Source organism: Vibrio sp. VB16 (assembly GCF_015594925.2).
Classification (GTDB): Bacteria; Pseudomonadota; Gammaproteobacteria; order Enterobacterales; family Vibrionaceae; genus Vibrio.
In genome coordinates, this window is record NZ_CP087591.1 from 1081487 (window position 1) to 1100375 (window position 18889).

Annotated in this window: 16 protein-coding genes; 11 read left to right on the forward strand and 5 right to left on the reverse strand. The window is 42.1% G+C overall.

Annotated elements, in window-relative coordinates; genetic code table 11:
- Positions 1–27: 27 nt before the first annotated feature.
- Positions 28–483, reverse strand: a complete 456-nt coding sequence (locus IUZ65_RS21230) for an Lrp/AsnC family transcriptional regulator (protein ID WP_195706011.1) — start codon at positions 481–483, stop codon at positions 28–30.
- A 150-nt stretch (positions 484–633) separates the two neighbouring features.
- On the opposite strand from IUZ65_RS21230, the gene IUZ65_RS21235 reads away from it, so the two are divergent.
- Positions 634–1548 carry a DMT family transporter gene (locus IUZ65_RS21235; protein WP_195706012.1) on the forward strand — a complete coding sequence of 305 codons (915 nt, stop codon included), beginning with the start codon at positions 634–636 and terminating at the stop codon, positions 1546–1548.
- A 139-nt stretch (positions 1549–1687) separates the two neighbouring features.
- On the opposite strand, the gene IUZ65_RS21240 is transcribed toward IUZ65_RS21235, so the two are convergent.
- Positions 1688–3019 (reverse strand): MFS transporter, encoded by a 1332-nt coding sequence (locus IUZ65_RS21240; RefSeq protein WP_195706013.1) that lies wholly within the window; start codon positions 3017–3019, stop codon positions 1688–1690.
- Between the two features lie 432 nt (positions 3020–3451).
- Between IUZ65_RS21240 and IUZ65_RS23530 the strand changes: the two genes are divergently transcribed.
- The 3 genes from IUZ65_RS23530 (at position 3452) to IUZ65_RS21260 (ending at position 4996) form a co-directional block, all read left to right on the forward strand.
- Positions 3452–3721 carry a GNAT family N-acetyltransferase gene (locus IUZ65_RS23530; RefSeq protein ID WP_231363616.1) on the forward strand — a complete coding sequence of 90 codons (270 nt, stop codon included), beginning with the start codon at positions 3452–3454 and terminating at the stop codon, positions 3719–3721.
- 190 nt (positions 3722–3911) lie between these two features.
- Positions 3912–4232 (forward strand): isochorismate lyase, encoded by a 321-nt coding sequence (locus IUZ65_RS21255; RefSeq protein WP_195706014.1) that lies wholly within the window; start codon positions 3912–3914, stop codon positions 4230–4232.
- Positions 4233–4351: 119 nt separating this feature from the next.
- The gene (locus IUZ65_RS21260) at positions 4352–4996 is read left to right on the forward strand and encodes a DUF4386 family protein (protein ID WP_195706015.1); all 645 of its coding nucleotides are present in this window, start codon (positions 4352–4354) and stop codon (positions 4994–4996) included.
- A 105-nt stretch (positions 4997–5101) separates the two neighbouring features.
- Here IUZ65_RS21260 and IUZ65_RS21265 read toward each other — a convergent pair whose 3' ends face one another.
- On the reverse strand, positions 5102–5536 hold the full coding sequence (locus tag IUZ65_RS21265; protein WP_229638265.1) for a hypothetical protein: 435 nt from the start codon (positions 5534–5536) through the stop codon (positions 5102–5104).
- 110 nt (positions 5537–5646) lie between these two features.
- Between IUZ65_RS21265 and IUZ65_RS21270 the strand changes: the two genes are divergently transcribed.
- Positions 5647–6471, forward strand: a complete 825-nt coding sequence (locus IUZ65_RS21270; RefSeq protein ID WP_195706016.1) for a LysR family transcriptional regulator — start codon at positions 5647–5649, stop codon at positions 6469–6471.
- A 270-nt stretch (positions 6472–6741) separates the two neighbouring features.
- Here the strand turns inward: IUZ65_RS21270 and yqeB are convergent, their stop codons facing one another.
- Positions 6742–8340 (reverse strand): selenium-dependent molybdenum cofactor biosynthesis protein YqeB, encoded by a 1599-nt coding sequence (yqeB, locus tag IUZ65_RS21275; RefSeq protein WP_195706017.1) that lies wholly within the window; start codon positions 8338–8340, stop codon positions 6742–6744.
- Between the two features lie 18 nt (positions 8341–8358).
- Positions 8359–9201, reverse strand: a complete 843-nt coding sequence (gene yqeC, locus IUZ65_RS21280; protein WP_229638266.1) for a selenium cofactor biosynthesis protein YqeC — start codon at positions 9199–9201, stop codon at positions 8359–8361.
- A gap of 45 nt (positions 9202–9246) precedes the next feature.
- Here yqeC and mocA point away from each other — a divergent pair, with 45 nt between their 5' ends.
- From mocA to IUZ65_RS21310, 6 genes are all read left to right on the forward strand, one after another.
- Positions 9247–9822 carry a molybdenum cofactor cytidylyltransferase gene (gene mocA / locus IUZ65_RS21285; protein ID WP_229638267.1) on the forward strand — a complete coding sequence of 192 codons (576 nt, stop codon included), beginning with the start codon at positions 9247–9249 and terminating at the stop codon, positions 9820–9822.
- A gap of 575 nt (positions 9823–10397) precedes the next feature.
- Positions 10398–13502 carry a putative selenate reductase subunit YgfK gene (gene ygfK / locus IUZ65_RS21290; RefSeq protein WP_195706019.1) on the forward strand — a complete coding sequence of 1035 codons (3105 nt, stop codon included), beginning with the start codon at positions 10398–10400 and terminating at the stop codon, positions 13500–13502.
- Between the two features lie 14 nt (positions 13503–13516).
- Entirely contained in the window at positions 13517–14845 is a 1329-nt protein-coding gene (gene ssnA, locus IUZ65_RS21295) for a putative aminohydrolase SsnA (protein ID WP_195706020.1), read from the forward strand.
- A gap of 14 nt (positions 14846–14859) precedes the next feature.
- On the forward strand, positions 14860–17052 hold the full coding sequence (locus tag IUZ65_RS21300) for a xanthine dehydrogenase family protein molybdopterin-binding subunit (RefSeq protein WP_195706021.1): 2193 nt from the start codon (positions 14860–14862) through the stop codon (positions 17050–17052).
- Complete coding sequence (locus IUZ65_RS21305) at positions 17049–17519, forward strand: (2Fe-2S)-binding protein (RefSeq protein ID WP_195706022.1); 471 nt, start codon at positions 17049–17051, stop codon at positions 17517–17519. Before IUZ65_RS21300 ends, IUZ65_RS21305 begins: the two co-directional genes overlap by 4 nt.
- On the forward strand, positions 17513–18397 hold the full coding sequence (locus tag IUZ65_RS21310; RefSeq protein WP_195706023.1) for an FAD binding domain-containing protein: 885 nt from the start codon (positions 17513–17515) through the stop codon (positions 18395–18397). Before IUZ65_RS21305 ends, IUZ65_RS21310 begins: the two co-directional genes overlap by 7 nt.
- The last annotated feature ends 492 nt before the right edge of the window (positions 18398–18889 follow it).

An 18889-nucleotide genomic window follows, 5' to 3' on the forward strand; every position in this document is an offset into this window, starting at 1 on the left:
AATAAAATATCTACTGTGATTACAGCGTTAAAGATATATTGGCAATGACTTCTTAGTCGTGACTTGTCTTACGGATAAATGCGTATGGATATCTTTTACGCTGATTATTTTATGTAACTTCCTTGTGAATGCCTCATAACCCGCCAAGTCTGCTGTTGCGACTTCTAACAGGTAGTCATATCCTCCAGAAACGATATGCCCATTGATCACCTCTTTCATGTCAGAAAGCACATATTCAAAATTCTTAATCGACTCTTCCTGATGATTGCTTAGACTCACTTCAACAAAAAAAGTCATCGTTATTCCTACTCGACCTTTGTTCAAATTCGCCTGATAATCCTCAATATAACCTTCATCCTCAAGGCGCTTTAAACGTCTTGCACAAGGAGAAGGAGAAAGTCCAACTCGCTCTGACAGTTCAGCTGTAGAAAGACGTCCCTCTTTTTGAAGTACTTCCAGCATATGACGATCTATTCTATCCATATTCACTCCTTGGCGGTTTAAAGCAATAATTAGATATAATTTAGTTGAATTAGCCAATAATGGCCAATCTATTCTAAATGATTGCCTAATTAATGCGTCAATTTTGATGGATAATCTTATGACAGGTTCGATAAAGCAGGTTTTATCTAAATGGAAAAGGTTATTCAGTCACAAGCGAGTAAATCGAGTCTCAACTATATATCACCATTAAGAAATGGATATATAGTCATGACCTTGGTTTTGCTGATTTGGTCAGGGTTTTCACTTACCGTTCGTGCTATAGGCGCTTCACCTCTCAGTATTGCTGACGTCGCGTTGATAAGGTTTGCTGTACCTTTAATACTTTTGGCTCCACTGGTTCCTTCTCATCTAAAAGCGATAAAAAAAATCCGTTTTTCAGATGTTCTGTTGGTTTTACTTGGAGGAGTACCATTTCTATTTTTGGCTTCTTTGGGGGCAAAAACGACACCAGCTGCTTATGTTGGAACAGTATTGGCGGGCACTTCACCATTTTTTGTTGCTGTCCTTTCTTACGTTTTTTATCGTAAAAATATCTCAACTAAGCAAGTCTTCTCATTGTCACTGATACTTGCAGGTATTGTAACAATGGTCTTAGATCGCACCGTTAATACCTCAAGTGAGATGACTGGAGGTATCTTCTATTTACTCAGCGCAGCGGTGATTTGGGCTGGATATACAATAGGATTAAAGCGTGCAGGTCTGAACCCGATTACGGTAGCAATTATCCTTTCTTATCTATCCTTCTTCATTACATTGGGATTAATCTATTTTGAGTTAGTCACGACCAATTTTGGTTCTTTTTCGTTTCAAGAAGCGCTTCCATTTGTATTAGTTCAGGGGCTGGGCGTTGGTATTCTGGCGACGATTGGTTTCTCGTATGCCGTGAACCAATTGGGCTCTGACAGAGCTTCGATTATAGGTTCTATTTCACCGGGATTAACCGCTTTACTTGCTGTTGTAATCTTTGATGAGCCGCTATCAATAGTTATCTTATGCGGGATAGCTCTGACAATAGCTGGCGTCATCTTATCCAATCGTTCTTAGAGACATTCCATTGCGTGGGAACGTGAGAGAAAATACCAACCTTGCGAAAGAAGTAGATACGATGTTCTCTGAATCAGGCGATCCATTCTCGAGTCAGCGTGATCTCAGCAGGCTCATGTTTGTCCATAAATAATTAATATCAAAAAATCGCCTTCTTTCTGTCTTTAAAATAAAATGCCGCACTGATTGAAATAAACAAAAACGTAAAGTAATAGAAAAATGAAGAAAGTGAGGCTATGAAGTCAATGTGATGTTCTATTTGCTGTTCGGAGTAGTTCTGAGACACCAATTTATAGTAGTAGGCATACAAGGTGCCAATCGAGCCGTATCCGAGGTTAAACATCAAACCCTTAAAGCTTAATACGGTTGCTCTATTGTGTGATTCGGTCTTTTTATTGAGGTGATAACTAATGAAAATGTTCATGGTCATAGTAATGAAAATTAGGATCAGTGCTGGTATCACCCCGTAAATTGACCATCCCAGACTAATCCAATAATAGGTCGCCATAGCCGCTAAACCCATAACAAAAATAAACTTTTTGGTAGCCATGCTTTCCGCTAATCTACGACTTTGACCTGCCAATAGAATTTGGAGCAAACTTATCCCTGCGCCAATCAAGCCGAAATAGATAATGGGAATATCGATAGCACGATAATATTGGCTGTTCATGGTTAAAAACATACGCGAAGTGTGTTCGAATAAGCTGTAGTAGAGCAGGATGAATAGAACATAAGGTGTAGCGAGTACCCACTTAGCAGTAGTTGCCGTTAATTTAAGGCTTGTTATGGTTGTTGCTAATTTGGTCTGATTGCTTGGCAATACTTTTTTATCCTCTCTCATGTTTATCGCAGAATAAATGGCGATCATCGCGACAAATAAAGTGGCATAAACGGGAATACGCATCAGGTCTTTGGTACTTTCGGGCTCTGCTAATCCGAGAGCATGGAAAATGTTAGCCATAAAGTTAACATCATACATAGCGGCACCTAATAGTGTTACAAAAATGCCGACACTAGAGGAAATACGAAGCTGGACTTGTAAGACTCTCGGCCACGCTTCTTCCTTGCCTTGCTCTTTTAACGTGTCGTAAGCCAGGGCTTCATCGGCACCGCTTGCCAAAGCCATCGCTAAGCCACTTAGAATTCGGTTGATCAAAAATACAATGAATACTAAAGAGGGGTCACCAGTGGGAACAACGGCGATCATTGTGATTTCAATAAACATGACAACCGAAGATAACACCACGAGTTTTTTGCGCCCTAGGGTATCGGCAAATGCACCCGATGGGACTTCAGCAAGAACAATAGTGGCAGCCCAAACCACGTTAAGCATGGCAAATTGAGAGAGGGTTAAGCCGTAATCTAAATAGAGTAGGGTGAATACGGGGTAATAAAAACGCGCAAAGTAACTGCTTCGAAACATTAAGAAGTAGCGGACATTACGGATTTGAAGGATTTCTTTGAGCGTCATTAATTTTGTCTACACTTTGAATAACACATTACTATGTATAGACCCTTTCGCCTTTGAAATCACAACATTGTTGTGAAAACCGATAAATTTCTGATTTAGAGAGCCCAAGGTACTCATCTTTTTGCATCTAAAGATCGGTGTGGGAATGAAGAAAAATCACAAGCTTAATTAGGAATAACAAGGCAGAGTGTCACTAAATTGTTTTTGCCCCGAAACGTGTCAGAATCAACCTTTCCCTGATGTGAGAAGACCGTTTTTTAAATACGTGAACTAATGGCAAAAAGACAGTGTTTATCCATTTTAGCAGTTAAAAAAGCAACAGTTTCGTTACAGACAATCCAATGGGCTAATTGTGCCAGCAAAGTGCTGACTAATAACGTGAGTGTATATTTGTGTTGTCTTAACATCACGGTTGTACTTACAATTTCACTTGTGGCAGAAATTGATAGTAGAATTGTTGGGCATATTGCTTTTTTGCCAGTAACTATTTCAGATGGCACAATAGGCTGGTACGATCTCGGCCCTATTTCTGTATTGCCAGAGTATTACAAGCAGGGCATAGGGAATTCGCTTATGATCAATGGGTTGTCCATGCTGAAAGAACTTAAAGCTCAAGGTTGTGCACTTGTGGGTGATCCGAATTATTATAACCGGTTCGGTTTTCGTAATTCTCCAAAATTAATACACGATAGGTTTCCCTAGAGTTTTTTCTTGCGTTATCGTTTTCCGATGGAACGCTACAAGGGATTGTCATGTTTCATGAAGCATTTAAGGCAAATGGCTAACAAAAAATTCAAGCTGACCGCTGGGAGCCACGTTCTTCGAATCAAGTTCAGTGGTGGCGGCAGCTTAATTAAAACGTTATACATTTTATCTAAGTTATGGAGTAACCATGAATTATAAAAATAAGATTGAACCTAAAAATTGCTCAGGTATGGAAGATATTCGCGTTGAGATCGATAGTATGGATCGAGATATTATCGCTATTTTAGGTAAACGATTTGAGTATGTTAAAGCGGCTGCGAAGTTTAAGACTTCAGAAACATCTGTACGAGCTCCTGAACGTTTTAAGTCTATGTTGGAGCAACGTAGGATTTGGGCTTCATCTGAAGGGCTAAGCCCTGATGCCATTGAGAAAATGTATCGAGATTTAGTGAATCATTTTATTAAAGAAGAAATGTCCGAATGGGCATCCGAGCAAACAAACGTATAACAAGTTGCTTAAACGGAATTAAAACAGTTGGTTATCGCTGTGCGATTTTAACCAACCATTTTAATCCGCTTAGCAAGGCGTTAGCTTTCTGAATACTCAATTAACATGGGGTCTATATCGTGAAAAATTTACAAAAAACAGGAGGAGTTGCTGCTCTTTTGGAATCCATTATTTACGTGTCAGCTTTCGTGTTTTTTGGGGCGTTCTGGGATTTCCCTACTGATGTTAATACTGTGAAACAACTCGCTTTTCTAGCTGAAAATCAGGGTGTCCTGTCCATCGTAAATCTCATAATTTATGTACTATTTGGCATTATTTTGGCTGTATTAGTTCTGGCGATTCATGACCGTTTGAAGGGGAATAGCCCAATCCTTTCACAAATTGCTTCTATATTTGGGATTGTTTGGGTGGGTTTAGTCATTGCTAGCGGAATGATTGCAAATATAGGTTTAGCTACAGTTTTGGAGATCTCGGCTAAGGATCCAGAACAAGCTATGACAGTCTGGCGGACTATCTATTCTGTAGTTGAAGGCTTAGGTGGTGGGAACGAAGTTGTTGGGGGTCTATGGGTTCTATTGTTAAGTTTTGCCGCCTTAAAAAATGGCGAGCTTCCTAAAATGCTTAACTACTTTGGGGTTTTCATTGGTATTGTTGGTATCCTCACTACTTACCCTGCTGAAGTACTCACTGAAATTTTTGGAATAAGCCAAATTGTATGGTTCACTTGGTTGGGAGTAACAATGCTCACGAGTAGCAAAAGCTAACAAGCAATCAAAAATGCGACCTGTTGAAACGGTAGTGTTTGGAGATTGTGTTACGAAAAATCATCAAGATAAGTTGTGGTATTAATTAATTTCGCATTTCACAAGCTAAGCTACAGTTTTATATTGAAGTGTGCCTACATTTTCACGAAAATAATCTAGTTGACCATCTAATTCATGAGAAACAATATACGTTCGGCTCTTTACCGCTTCTTCAGCCAAGCCATACCAAAATGATTGATCAAATGTTGTCACATACCACCCGTTCCCTAATGCCTCTGATTTTAGTCCTGTAATTGTCGTTCCTTTAGGAAAAATTTCTGTGCCTAAGCGAGCTAATACTTCGATAAAACCCTCTTTATTGTCACATTGTTGCCAATCAATATCGGCATCATCTTTATAATGGTCTATTCGCAGATTGATATCGTCTGCGATGAGTTCTAGCAATGTTAAATCTCCTTTTTCAAATCGGTTTAATACTTGATGGATTGCAATATCACTGTGACGCTCGAACATATTCTGGTTCCCTTCTTTAGTCGCCATACGAGATGACCTTGTTAGATGAATTTTTGTATTATCTGTAGACACAAAAATAGCAATTTTTCTTTTATAGATATAATATTGATTATATTTGTTATCCATAGATAAATTATATGATAGAGATAAAACCACTCCATTACTTTTTGGCCGCCTATGAAGAAGGGTCTATTACTGCAGCAGCATCGCGATGTTACATCTCCCAACCGTCGATTACTCATGCTATAAAGTCATTAGAAACAAACTTAGGGGTGATAGTTTTTGAGCGTAATAAACAGGGTATTAAACCGACAAAAGAGGGGCACAAACTCTACAAGCTAGCGTCTGATTTGTTATTGCAAAGCCAACAATTAAGAGCGGCCTTTATACCCGATAGCAAAATTGAACTACATATATATATACAACCAGATATCAACATTGAATATTATTTTTGCATTATTGAATCTATAAGAAATGTGTCATTAGATATTAACTTGTCCATCGCAGACTCTATTGAACAAGCGCAAATTGCCATCATTGATGAAGAACGGTTACCGTCGCAATTTGAGTTTAAACTACTTCGTCAGGAAGGTTATAAACTAGTTGTGTGTCGAGATCATCCATTAGCGAAAAACGATGAAGTCAGTCTCAATTCGCTTGAAGGCCTCCAGTTTATTGAAAGACCTTATTGTACCAATCGAAAAGCATTTGAACGTCTTATCAATGAGAAGAACATATCTATTATTTACAAAGGTAAAGCTATCCACGATCTACAACTGCAAGGCTTAGTAAAATTAGGGTTAGGGGTAGCAGTAATACCAGAATCATACATCAAGCAAGATGATGATTTAAAGTATATTTCCATTGACTTGGACAGACCAATAACACGTTCTATTGTCCTAGCATATCGCAAGCTACCCAATAAACTAGTAGAAAGCATTAAAGAAATACAGTTCACATAATCGATAGGTTTATGGCGCAAAGAAATCATATGCTGTTAAAAGGCAGTTCAAGTTATCCTCCATTAAAAAACCACTCGTATGAGGGAAATTCCGTTCACTTGAGAAAAAGTATTCGTCGTCATTCCCGTGAAAACGGGAATCTGGGTGGGTTTAGATCCCCACTTTCGTGAGGATGACGGAATTTGATGTCTTAAGTTAACAGCATTACTCGTATGAGAGTGGTTTTTTGATTTTTTTTAATGGATTAATAAAACAATCTTACGTGAAAGATTAACTCAATTCAGTATGTTCTAGGTGAAGCATTGCTTCTAACACACTACCACCAATGGCTCTGGCTTTATCCGACACGGTTGTATAATCGGCTTCGATTCCTCGAGGGTCAATATCGCCGATTTTAAATCCTTCAGTGACCGTGAGCCCTTCATTCAGTAACCCTCGAACCATTCCGCTTAGTGGCGCGATGACTGGGTTGTCACCAACATGAGCGACGACATCTCCTTCTTCTACAATATCACCCAGTTTGACATGATTATGCATAACGCCATCATTGCTTGCGCGCATAACTCTTTGGTGAGTATAACCGGCAATATTACCCGGAATCCCCGTATTGGCTTGAGTGACACCGTTATAGATAATTCGACCTAGGTAATGGCCGCGATTTGTCTCTATTACCGCGTCGCAATCTTCACCGGCCGTAAAACCAGGGCCTAGCGCGATGGTGACTGGCGCCATATCACGGCGAGTGCCTAGATTACGTTTCGCGAGAATTGCATCGATCACAAAGGTTGGTTTTAGTTTGTCGATAGAGCAGCACTCTTCATCAACCATAACGGCGATTTCGTTGTCGTCGATTATCTTATAAACGTCTTTACAATTGTTTGCTTTTCTAGCGGTGACCCCTTCCACGGTAGAAGGTTCACCGTACAAACATTGGGCGAAAGAGACGGTGCAGCGTATTACTGTGGGTTGTGAAATATCCGTCATGACGACTTTAAACCCTGAATTTTTCAGACGAATGGCGACGCCCGTAGCAATATCTCCCGCGCCTCGAATAAGAACCAATCTATTGCGATTAATACGGGGATCATCTTTCATTAATCCGCCAGCAGACTGATGTTTAACCTTAAGGATTTCAGCCATGATACTGATGGCGATTTCGTCTGGGGTTTCCGCACCAATATTGAACCCGATAGGAGAGTGTATTGCTTGGATGTGTTCTTCGCTGACATTGCATGTTCTAAGGTGATTAAACAGAGTCTGAACCTTGCGACGACTCGCCATGAGACCCGTATATCGAGTATCACGATTCACTATCTTTGAGATAGCGTCTTTGTCTTGGTGGTTCGTGGCGATAACCACAAAACTCTCTTCGGTAATGTTCAACTTATCGATAGCATCTTCCATGCTCTTACCAAGGATGCATTTGGTCCCCTCTGGAAAATGTTCTTCTGCAAGGCTATCTTCGTACGCGTCGGCAACCGTAATATCAAAACCAAGCACGTGCGCCGCGTGCGCGACCGCTCGATTAACATGACCGCCGCCAATTAACAAAAGGCTAGGGCGAAGGCCATACACATCAATGAACACACTCATTGCACCTCCACAGTCCATTCCCATCGCTTCAGGACCAGATTGTGTCATTCGACCTTTGACCACTCGAGCTTTTCTTTCCGACATCGCTTCCAATGATTGTTCAATCACATAGCGTTCAATCATGCCACCACCAACGGTGCCAATAATGGTGCCGTTAGTTTTAACGATCATCTGCCCAGAATGACGCGGTGCTGACCCACGTGTTTCAATGATGCTTGCTAGTGCAAATGGAACGTTTTCTTCTTCTAATTGTGCTGCTCTTGCAAAAATGTTCATTAATCATGACCTCAGTTCTCATGACGAGCGCTTTATGGGCGAGTTTCTCGTCAGTACGTCTTTAATCGGCGTATGACTGTTCATCGTCGCAAGCCAGATGGCATCAAGTTTTGTGGTTTCGCTGATAATTTTATTGGCCAACGTTACGATTTTGTCGTAATCAGTGGCCAGATCCAGCTTGTTTATCAACCAAATTTTGATGGCATCTTTGGGAGCGTGCTTAAACATTCCATGTTGATGTTCAATCAAGTTTCCCAGCACTCGGTGGTCAATGAGTTCGCCATCCAAGCATTGGGTCAGTGCAGAAAACGTGTCCCATCGATGAATTCTCTCGGGTATCGCCCGAGTATGAATAATTTCTGCACCAGTGACACCGATAACTATATCCGAAGTATTCGGGATGCAAGGCTCATGCCTATTAGGTGCCTTTATTGGTAAACGTTTAGCACCATCTGACTCAATAATAAAAACTGTGAAAGGGGAGTCATTTTTTAAATTATCAATAAATTGACTTGTGACACCCGACACTTTAATTTTGTTATTTTTATTATCTGTTCTAATTTTATTTTTATAACAAAAAGTGATACTTGGCTCTAATAAATCCAAGTGCTGGTATGTTATTAGTTGTTCGTTGGTGTCGTGGAGGTTAATAAAATTGTCAGCTTGTTCACTGTCAGGTAAATACATTTTTGTAGTAGTGCTAATAAAAACATGATGGCCTTTTTTTTTGAATTGATTGGCAAGCCAAAACGCCGTTGATGTTTTACCACCGCCGCCTACAAGTGAAATAACAAGCGGCTTTGATACGGAAGCCTTAAATGATAAAAAAGGTCGTTCTTGGTCGTCAAACCCCATCATCATATGGCCTCCTTTTAATGAGATTAATGCTAATAAATGGGTAAAATAATGGTTCAACGTCAACATGTAGACTGCGTAATGCCTGCTGCTGGCCTGTCTTCTCGAATGGGACGCTGGAAGATGATGCTACCTTACCTTCACCATACAATCCTTGATGAAAGTATCGAAAATGCACTTGGCTTTTGCGCTCGAGTAATACTTGTCGTGGGTCACCGCGGTAGTGAATTAGCCCAACGCTATCAGAACAACGACAATATAGTTGTGGTGGTAAATCCGGGCTTTGAACAGGGAATGTTTAGCTCCATTCAGTATGGGGTTAAACAGGTTGAAACGGAAAATTTCTTTATATGTCATGGTGATATGCCATGTGTCTCTGCTGATATCTATCAGAGGGTGTGGGATGAACGCGGTCAACGTACGGTCTTCCCCGGCACAGTTCAAGCCCCAGGACACCCGGTTTTACTCTGCTATTCTATGGCGGCTGAGATAGCCAATGCCCCTTTGGACAGTAAGATGAAGAAATTGATACAGAGTGGCGAAGTGAAATATGTGGGAATGAAGGAATCAGAAATATTGCTCGATATTGACACGCAAGAAGCCTATGACGCACTTTGTCGGCGTTGAAGCTGATGCATTAAACCATTCCCAATTTTATTATTATCATTATGAGAGTTGATAGTGAATTATTATCAAAATGATAATAAGCCACTATCACCAGTTAATAATTATACTGTGTAAAAATCTAGGCAGTTTATTTGAATTTATCTTGTTATTGAGAATAAATCACATTTCACCTTTCTAAATTAAATAATTTCTTAACGTTTCTGTTTCTGATAATACCTATCAAAATAAACGGTATCAAAGTGATAGTTATTTATTAATTTGATAGGTATTTTACTTTGACTAAGAATCATAATCATTTCCAACTTATCTTGCTCATTATTAAACGCTTTATCTTCAGGTGCGTGCGCTCACACAATGGACCTTAGTTTCGACCTCTGTCACGAATTTAACTTAGAACAATCGACTTGATGATCTCGATTTTAATATCTGGCTCAGTAGTTGCTCTTTATTAAATATAGTTGGTTGATTTTTTTCGACCTATCACTTTGAGACCGACATATTTAGCCCCACACATTGCATTACGAAATGTACTGGCTGTAACCAAACAAGCAATTATAGCATCAAGGAGATTTATCATGGGAGACATCATGCGTCCCGTTCCGTTCGGCGAGCTTCTTCATCGTATCTTTAGCGAGTATAAGGAAAGCCAGTCGATTTTTGGGATTCCAGCAAAGCAATTTTATCGCAAGGAGAGCAACAAAGATCTTTCTGTTTGGGGTGAGAATTGTGAAACACCAGTCGGGCCAGCAGCCGGCCCGCATACTCAATTGGCACAGAATATTATCTGTTCTTGGCTAGCGGGTGGTCGTTTCATGGAGCTGAAGACAGTTCAGAAGCTTGATACGTTGGAAATAGCTAAACCCTGTATCGACGCAGAAGATGAGTGCTTTAACACCGAATGGTCAACCGAATTCACTTTAATAAAAGCGTATGACGAATACCTTAAAGCGTGGATTGCACTGCATCTATTAGAAGAAGTTTTTGCTCCACGATTAGAAGGTGAAGCAAAATCTTTTGTCTTTAATATGAGTGTGGGCTATGACCTTGCTGGGATCCAGACAGCACCAATGCAGAAATATATCCATGACATGCTTGATTCAAGTAAGCATGAAAATTTCGGGGCATATATCGATGAATTGAATCGTTTTATCGCGAAACCAGATTTTGCTAACGAGTTTAGTTCACCACGCCTTAACCAGCTTACTGAGACGATTACGCCTCAACTGACACGTGGTGTCACATTATCTACTATGCATGGTTGCCCACCACATGAGATAGAAGCGATCTGTCAATATATGATCGAAGAGAAGGGCATCAACACGTTTGTGAAATTGAACCCTACTTTATTGGGCTTCAAACGTGTACGTGAGATATTAGATAACGCTGGATTTGACTATATTGCGTTAAGCGAAGAGTCATTCGGCCACGACTTGCAGATAGAAGACGCGAAAGCAATGCTTCATCGTTTGGTCGAATTAGGCAAAGCAAAAAATATCGGGTTTGGCGTTAAGCTAACTAACACACTTGGTACTTTGAATCGCAAAGGGCGCTTACCCGACAAAGAGATGTATATGTCTGGTCGTGCTTTGTTTCCACTGTCGGTTAACGTCGCCCTTGAACTTTCTCGAGAATTCGACGGAACATTGCCTATTTCGTATTCCGGTGGTGCTAGCAAGTTTAATATTAAAGAAATTTTTGAAACGGGGATTCGCCCAATCACAATGGCAACTGACTTGCTGAAGCCAGGTGGTTATCTTCGCTTGACGGACTGCGCGAAAGAGCTAGAAACCAGTGATGAATGGGGAATGCAAAAAGTTGACCTCGTGAAACTTGAAGCACTAGCGGCAAAATCGCTGGTCGCAGATTACGTACAAAAAGAGTGGCGTGGACCAGAAGAAATCAGTGTCAAAAAAGCGCTGCCATTGACCGATTGCTATATTGCACCTTGTGTCACTGCCTGTCCTATTAGCCAAGATATCCCCGAGTACATTCGTCTGTTGGGCGAGCAAAAGTACACCGAAGCATTAGAGGTTATTTATTCTCGTAACGCTTTGCCTGCCATTACCGGACATATCTGTGATCATCAATGCCAGTACAACTGTACCCGTCGTGACTACGAAGGTGCATTGAACATTCGTGAAATGAAAAAAATCGCACTTGATAAAGGTTGGGAAAGCTATAAAGCCAAGTGGCATGAACCCGATTTAGATGGCGAAAAATACCCTGTCGCGGTTATCGGAGCCGGTCCTGCTGGTTTGTCCGCTGCCTACTTTATGGCACGAGCGGGTCATCCAGTCACCATATTTGAGAAAGAGCAAAACGCGGGCGGTGTGGTAAAGAATATCATTCCGCAATTCCGAATTCCGGCAGAAGTGATTCAACACGATATTGATTTTGTTACCGCTCATGGTGTTCATATTGAATACGGTTGCAACCCGAATTTAGACTTGGATGCACTAAAATCAAGTGGCTTCAAATATATCTGTCTAGGAATAGGAGCGGATAAAGGCAACCCTATTTCACTTGCAGGTGACAATAGCAATATCTATAAATCGCTAGAATTTCTACGTCAGTTCAATGACGGTGAAAAACTGGAGCTTGGCAGTCATGTTGCGGTTGTTGGTGCAGGTAACACGGCGATGGACAGTGCTCGTGCTGCCCTTAAAGTTGATGGCGTTCAGAAGGTAACCATACTGTATCGCCGTACAATTGCTGAAATGCCCGCCTACAAAGAAGAGTATGAAGAAGCGGTTGAAGATGGCGTTCAGTTTATGTTCCTCACTAATCCAGAGCAATTCGATGCCGATGGCAAGCTAACCGCTCGTGTTATGGAATTGGGAGAGCCTGATGAGAAAGGTCGTCGTCGTCCAGTTGCCACACAAGAGACCATTGAGCTTCAGGTGGATGCGCTCATTACCGCTGTTGGCGAACAGTCAAACCGAGATGCACTTGGTCGTATTGGTATTCCAATGGGTGAAAATGGCTGGCCTATTGTTGACGAAGAAAGCTGTGAAACAGGCGTAGAGAATGTCTTCTTAATGGGTGATGCCCATACAGGTCCTTCATCTATCGTTTCTGCTATCTCCAGTGGTCGGAAAACTGCAACAACGATATTGGCCCGAGAATCTAAAACAGAAAGCCTCGCCGATGTTTCTTCTAAGGTTAAGGCCGAGGCGATATATGCACGTAAAGGGGATATTCAAGTTCAAATGATCAACGTTAACGAACTTGAAGAGTCCGACCGTGAAAGCTTCATAGAGCAAGAAGCAAGTCGCTGTCTGGAATGTAATTATATCTGTAGTAAGTGTGTAGACGTATGTCCTAACCGAGCCAATATATCGTTACCTATTCCAGGTTTCAAAGACCAATTCCAAACATTGCACATCGACGCTTACTGTAACGAATGTGGTAACTGCGCTCAGTTTTGCCCTTGGGACAGCAAGCCTTACAAAGACAAATTCACCATATTTAATCTACGCGATGACTTTGCAAACAGCACCAATGAAGGCTTCTACGTAGAGGGTAAGGAAGTATTAGTTCGTTCAAAAGGTGAAACATATACCTTTAGCATTAATAACGAGAGTGAACTGGATATGCCTGTGTCGATGACGGATGAAGCGACAATGATTAGCTACGTTCATGCGCATCATAATTATTTGCTTGGTAGCGTTGATTTATAGGTTAGGAGTCAGGAATGTTAATACTAAAAAATGCAACGGCGGTGCAGTTAGAACCTGCACTGATTAAGGAAAGCGTTGATATCGTGCTTGATGGCGGTGTTATCAAAGCGATCGGTTCAAATCTGTCGGGTAATTACCCCGGAGCGACGGTAAAAGAGATGAATGGAAAATTGGTTATGCCGGGCATTGTATGTTCGCACAACCATTTTTACTCGGGTCTTGCTCGCGGCATAATGGCTGATATCAAGCCAAGCCCAGATTTTATTTCGATTCTGAAGAACCTTTGGTGGCGTATGGATCGAGCCTTAGATGAAGAAGCGCTGTATTACAGTGGCCTGATTTGTTCATTGGAAGCGATTAAGAATGGCTGCTCATCGGTGATTGATCACCATGCTTCGCCAAACTATATCGCTGGTTCGTTGAAAACTTTGCGTAGCGGTTTCTTAAAAGCAGGTTTGCGTGGAATGACGTGCTTTGAGACCACCGACCGTAATGGTGGCATGCAAGAAATGATGGCCGGAGTTGAAGAGAATATTGCCTTTGCTCAACTGATTGACAACGCTAAAGTGAAAGGGGAAGAACCGTATCTTGTAGAATCGCATATTGGTGCACATGCCCCATTTACGGTGACGGATGAAGGTCTTTCCATGATGTCTGAAGCGGTTAAGGCGACTGGACGTGGTATTCATATCCATGTAGCAGAAGACCGCTATGACGTCACTCACAGTCATCATCATTACAGCCAGGATATTGTTGAACGTTTGGACAGTTTTGGCTTAATTAATGAGAAAACACTGTTGGCACATGGTCTATTCCTGTCTGATCGTGACATTGATATCTTGAACGCGAAAGACGGTTTCTTAGTACACAACGCCCGTTCTAACATGAACAATAATGTAGGCTACAACAGCAAGCTAACTCGCTTTAAGAATGTGGCATTGGGAACCGATGGTATTGGTGCAGATATGTTTGAAGAGTTAAAATTCGCTTTCTTCAAACATCGTGATGCTGGCGGTCCTTTATGGCCAGATAGCTTTACCCGTAACCTATGGAACGGAAACGAAATTCTTGCACGTAACTTTGGGGCCAAGTTTGGTCGTCTGGACCCGGGAAACAAAGCGGATTTAACGATTCTCGATTACACCAGTCCAACGCCATTTGTTGCCGATAACCTGCCAGGGCATATTGCTTTTGGTATCAATGCGGGCAACGTCAACAGTGTTATCGTTGAAGGAAGATTTGTGTATGAAGATCGGTCTTTCCCATTCGATATTGCGCCAATCTATGCAGAAGCACGCAAAGTAGCGCAACGCCTTTGGAAAACAATGGATCGATTAGACTAATGTGAGATCTCGATATGGATACGGTTAATACTCGATTCAAGTGGGAAGAAGCCACTGGTGAAGCTAAGTATATTGCCGACCGTCATTACCCGGGACTTTTAGAAGGGCGGTTCTACCGCTCTTCTTGTCCCAGAGGGGTTATTAAATCGGTCGAACTTCCGGAACTGCCAGAAGGCTACCATTTATTTGGTGCTGATGATGTTCCGGGGCAAAATGCGCTCCCTATAGTAGAAATAGATTGGCCAGCGTTCGCTTGCACTGAAGTGCGGTTTGTTGGTCAGGTTATCTATCTTTTGGTTGGTCCAAATCCAGATGTGATAGAGACGTTACTGAATAAAATTAAGGTTGATTACACGCCGTTAAAACCGGCGTATACGATAGAGCAATCTAAAGCGCTTATCGATGGTGCGATTCACTCAACGGACAACGTTCTTGATAGCCATTCGCTAACAAAAGGCGATGTTGAAGAGGGATTTTCCCGTGCAGTGACCATTATTGAAGAGACGTGCAGTACGGGTTATCAAGAACATATCTATCTGGAAACACAAGGCTGTGTTGGTTATCCAAAGGATGGGAAAATTGTTATAGAGGGATCGATGCAGTGTCCTTTCTATGTTCATCACTGTATGGCGGTACTACTTGGTCATGATAAAGTTCGTGCTATTCAATGCCCGACAGGTGGCGGGTTTGGTGGTAAAGAAGATTATCCTGATGTCTTAGCTGGGCCATTGGCCGTTGCGGTTGAGAAATTGCAACAACCTATTCGAATCGTACTGGAGCGTAGCGAAGACATTCAATTTACGTCTAAGCGACACCCGGTAGAATTTCACTACAAAACCGGAATTGATGCTGATGGCAATATTGTTGCCATGGAACTCAACTTTGATATTAATTCAGGTGCATACCTTAGCCTTTCTGGCATTGTTTTACAGCGTTCTCTCACAACAGCGACCAATGTCTACGATATCCCTAATGTTCGCGTAGAAGGGCATGCTTGGACAACGAACACCGTGCCAACAGGTGCATTTCGTGGCTTTGGTTCGCCACAGACGTGTTTCTGTATGGAAACCCATATGAATCATATTGCCAAGCAGATTGGTGAAGATCCAATGTCTTTCAAGCATCGACATTTCCTAAAATCAGACTCGACTACCTTGACCGGCGCGGCTATCTTCGGCGAATTAGTGTTGGATCAAATGTTGGAACGGATACTGAACTTATCAGACTATAACAACAAGACTGACGAAAATACGATTCTGTCAAATGAACGAGCTCAGAGACAAGGGATAGACAACGAAAAACGAAAAGGGATTGGGCTGGCCGTGTTCCAACACGGTTGTGGTTTTGCTGGAGATTTAGAAGATACGCTGGTACGCGCAAAGGTGCGTTTGCTCAAATTGGCGGACGGTACTATTCAGATCCTTGCTTCTAATACTGATATTGGGCAAGGCCTAAGCCTGACATTTCGTAAGATTGTCGCCGATACCCTAAATAAACCATTGGATACAATTCAATTAGCGGTGCCAGACACTGGCATTGTGCCGGATTCTGGGCCAACGGTCGCGTCTCGATCAATATTGATTGTTGGTTACCTGTTGGAAAAAGCGGCCAAAAAAATAAAAGATAATTGGCACGAAGGTGAACCGCTAGAAATCGAAGAGGTGTACCGCAAGCCGGACTATCATGTCTGGGATCAAAATACTTATCAAGGCAGCGCGTATCAAGCAACAAGCTACGGCATGAATATTGTTGAAGTAGAGGTCGATATGGCCACCGGTGAAACAGATATTCTCGGTGCTTGGGCAGTATACGATATTGGCCATGCGATTGACCCAGCTGTTTTCAAAGGCCAGATTGATGGAGGTTTGGTACAAGCGCTTGGTTATGGCAGTTGCGAGAAAATGGAGTTAAATGCAGAGGGTGTTTTTGCTCAAAAAACGATGGCCGATTATGTCATTCCAACGGCATTGGATGTGCCATCAATTGAAAGCGACCTCGTTGATAACCCTTACCCTTACGGACCAAATGGTGCGAAAGGGGGAGGTGAGTTAACCCATAATGGCGGTGCGGCCGCCTTTTCAGCGGCAGTAGAATCCGCTATTGGCGAACGTTTATCATCAATACCCGTCACGCCAGAGAAAATATGTCAGGCGATTTATCAAAATGAACGAGCACAGAATACTACTGGCGGAGGCAAGGCAAAATGAAGATCGGATTCTATTTAAATGATGAGTTGGTCGAAGTGGAAGCGGATCCCCTGCAATCAATACTGCATACACTGCGTATTAACCTTAGTCACATGGCGACCAAAGAAGGCTGTGGTGAAGGGGAGTGTGGCGCGTGTTCAATATTGTTTAATGGCGAATTGGTAAACGCCTGCATGATGCCTATTGGTCAAGCCGAAGGTGGTCAGTTGATGACCCTGGAAGGGTTGCGAAAAACGGAAAAAGGTTTGTGTGTCATTAATGCGCTTCTTGAAGCAAAAGGGGTGCAGTGCGGGTTTTGTACTCCGGGTATGGTGCTTGCGTTGTATGCCTTACTTGAAGCCAACGCCCATCCGAACGAGCTGGAGATTCGGACGGCGATATCAGGTAACCTATGCCGTTGCACAGGGTATGGGATGATCGTTGACGCCGCGAAAATTGCCAGCGAAAAAGGAGAAGGGTTATGGTAGAAGCATATCGTCCGGACACTTTAGAGCAGGCATTGGATAGGCTCGCGGTTGGTTGTCATACGCTGTTTTCTGGTGGTACTGATCTAATGGTACAACACAGCGTTAGGCCGGGAATGACCCCGAGTTTTAATCAGGATGTCGTTTTTGTCGATGCAATCCAAGCGCTAAAGCATATTACTAAGACGAGCGATGGCGCTGATTCAAACGGTGACGTAAAAACCGCACTGGTTATTGGCGCTGGAGTGACATTAAGCCAGATTGAAAAACACCCCATGGTGCCAGATGTCTTGCGTCAGAGTGCAGCCAAAATAGCGGCACCTGCTCTTCGTAATCGTGCCACTATGGCGGGTAATATCTGTAATGCTTCACCCGCCGCGGATACGTTGCCTGCTTTATACTTGCTAGATGCACGTGTCGTGTTGTCTTCTGCTCAAGGGGTGCGTGAATTAGAACTTGAAGACTTTATCATTGCTCCGGGACGGACCCAGCTTAGGCAAAATGAGATGCTCACTCATATCATTATTCCGCAAGCTGATTTTCCTGTGACGTTCTACCATAAAGTTGGTACCCGTGCCGCAAATGCACTGACTAAGCTTTCGGTTGCAGGGCTAGCAAACGTTAAAGAGGGCAGATTAGTTGATTGTCGTATCGCTTTTGGTGCGGTTGGTCCGACAGTGGTTCGCAGTCGTCAACTTGAGTCTCTATTTGCTGGGTTACCCGTCGAGCAACTTTCAGAGCCAAGTTTTATCGAAGAAGTGATAACCTTGTATGGCAAAATTATTCATCCAATTGATGATCAACGCTCTACGGCTGATTATCGCCTTCAGGCGTCTCTTAACCTTTTACGGCGTTGGCTTAGTCAATTAAGTTGCCAATAAAGGTTATTGACCATATCAATGTTTCATCGTGTTTTATTGAGGAAGAAAGGGGGGCTATGCCCCCCTTTCTTATGCCTATTCCTTTGCATACATATTGCTCAACAATGACGTTTTCAAGTTGGAATTACTACACGTTTTTCACCTGAAACGTGACCTTGTAGTATCGGTATTATCAACTATCACGTTTGATAGATATCAAATTGATAGTGGAAAAATATTATTTTGATAGATATTACTAACGTATTGATAAGCATTCCTATTTGATGTTTTTTATCTATCTTAAATTTGTCGATGTGCTCAGATTCTATCGATGATTCAGCTCTCATTTCTGCCTCAATTTCAGACGAAGTTCACGAAACGCTTCACTTATTAAGTCCTCGGTCTAGGTTGGCGCAATAGTTGCTATTTTCTTGACTAAGAATAGTTAAAGTATCGTCCAGGGCCTCGCTTAATAAAATAGGCCATGAACTCAAAGATAAGTAGAAATCTAAA

Coding starts and splice junctions, on each gene's coding strand:
- IUZ65_RS21230 (WP_195706011.1), bottom strand. CDS start 483: ATGGATAGAATAGATCGTCATATGCTGGAAGTACTTCAAAAAGAGGGA.
- IUZ65_RS21235 (WP_195706012.1), top strand. CDS start 634: ATGGAAAAGGTTATTCAGTCACAAGCGAGTAAATCGAGTCTCAACTAT.
- IUZ65_RS21240 (WP_195706013.1), bottom strand. CDS start 3,019: ATGACGCTCAAAGAAATCCTTCAAATCCGTAATGTCCGCTACTTCTTA.
- IUZ65_RS21255 (WP_195706014.1), top strand. CDS start 3,912: ATGAATTATAAAAATAAGATTGAACCTAAAAATTGCTCAGGTATGGAA.
- IUZ65_RS21265 (WP_229638265.1), bottom strand. CDS start 5,536: ATGGCGACTAAAGAAGGGAACCAGAATATGTTCGAGCGTCACAGTGAT.
- IUZ65_RS21270 (WP_195706016.1), top strand. CDS start 5,647: ATGATAGAGATAAAACCACTCCATTACTTTTTGGCCGCCTATGAAGAA.
- yqeB (WP_195706017.1), bottom strand. CDS start 8,340: ATGAACATTTTTGCAAGAGCAGCACAATTAGAAGAAGAAAACGTTCCA.
- yqeC (WP_229638266.1), bottom strand. CDS start 9,201: ATGATGATGGGGTTTGACGACCAAGAACGACCTTTTTTATCATTTAAG.
- mocA (WP_229638267.1), top strand. CDS start 9,247: ATGGTTCAACGTCAACATGTAGACTGCGTAATGCCTGCTGCTGGCCTG.
- ygfK (WP_195706019.1), top strand. CDS start 10,398: ATGGGAGACATCATGCGTCCCGTTCCGTTCGGCGAGCTTCTTCATCGT.
- ssnA (WP_195706020.1), top strand. CDS start 13,517: ATGTTAATACTAAAAAATGCAACGGCGGTGCAGTTAGAACCTGCACTG.
- IUZ65_RS21300 (WP_195706021.1), top strand. CDS start 14,860: ATGGATACGGTTAATACTCGATTCAAGTGGGAAGAAGCCACTGGTGAA.
- IUZ65_RS21305 (WP_195706022.1), top strand. CDS start 17,049: ATGAAGATCGGATTCTATTTAAATGATGAGTTGGTCGAAGTGGAAGCG.
- IUZ65_RS21310 (WP_195706023.1), top strand. CDS start 17,513: ATGGTAGAAGCATATCGTCCGGACACTTTAGAGCAGGCATTGGATAGG.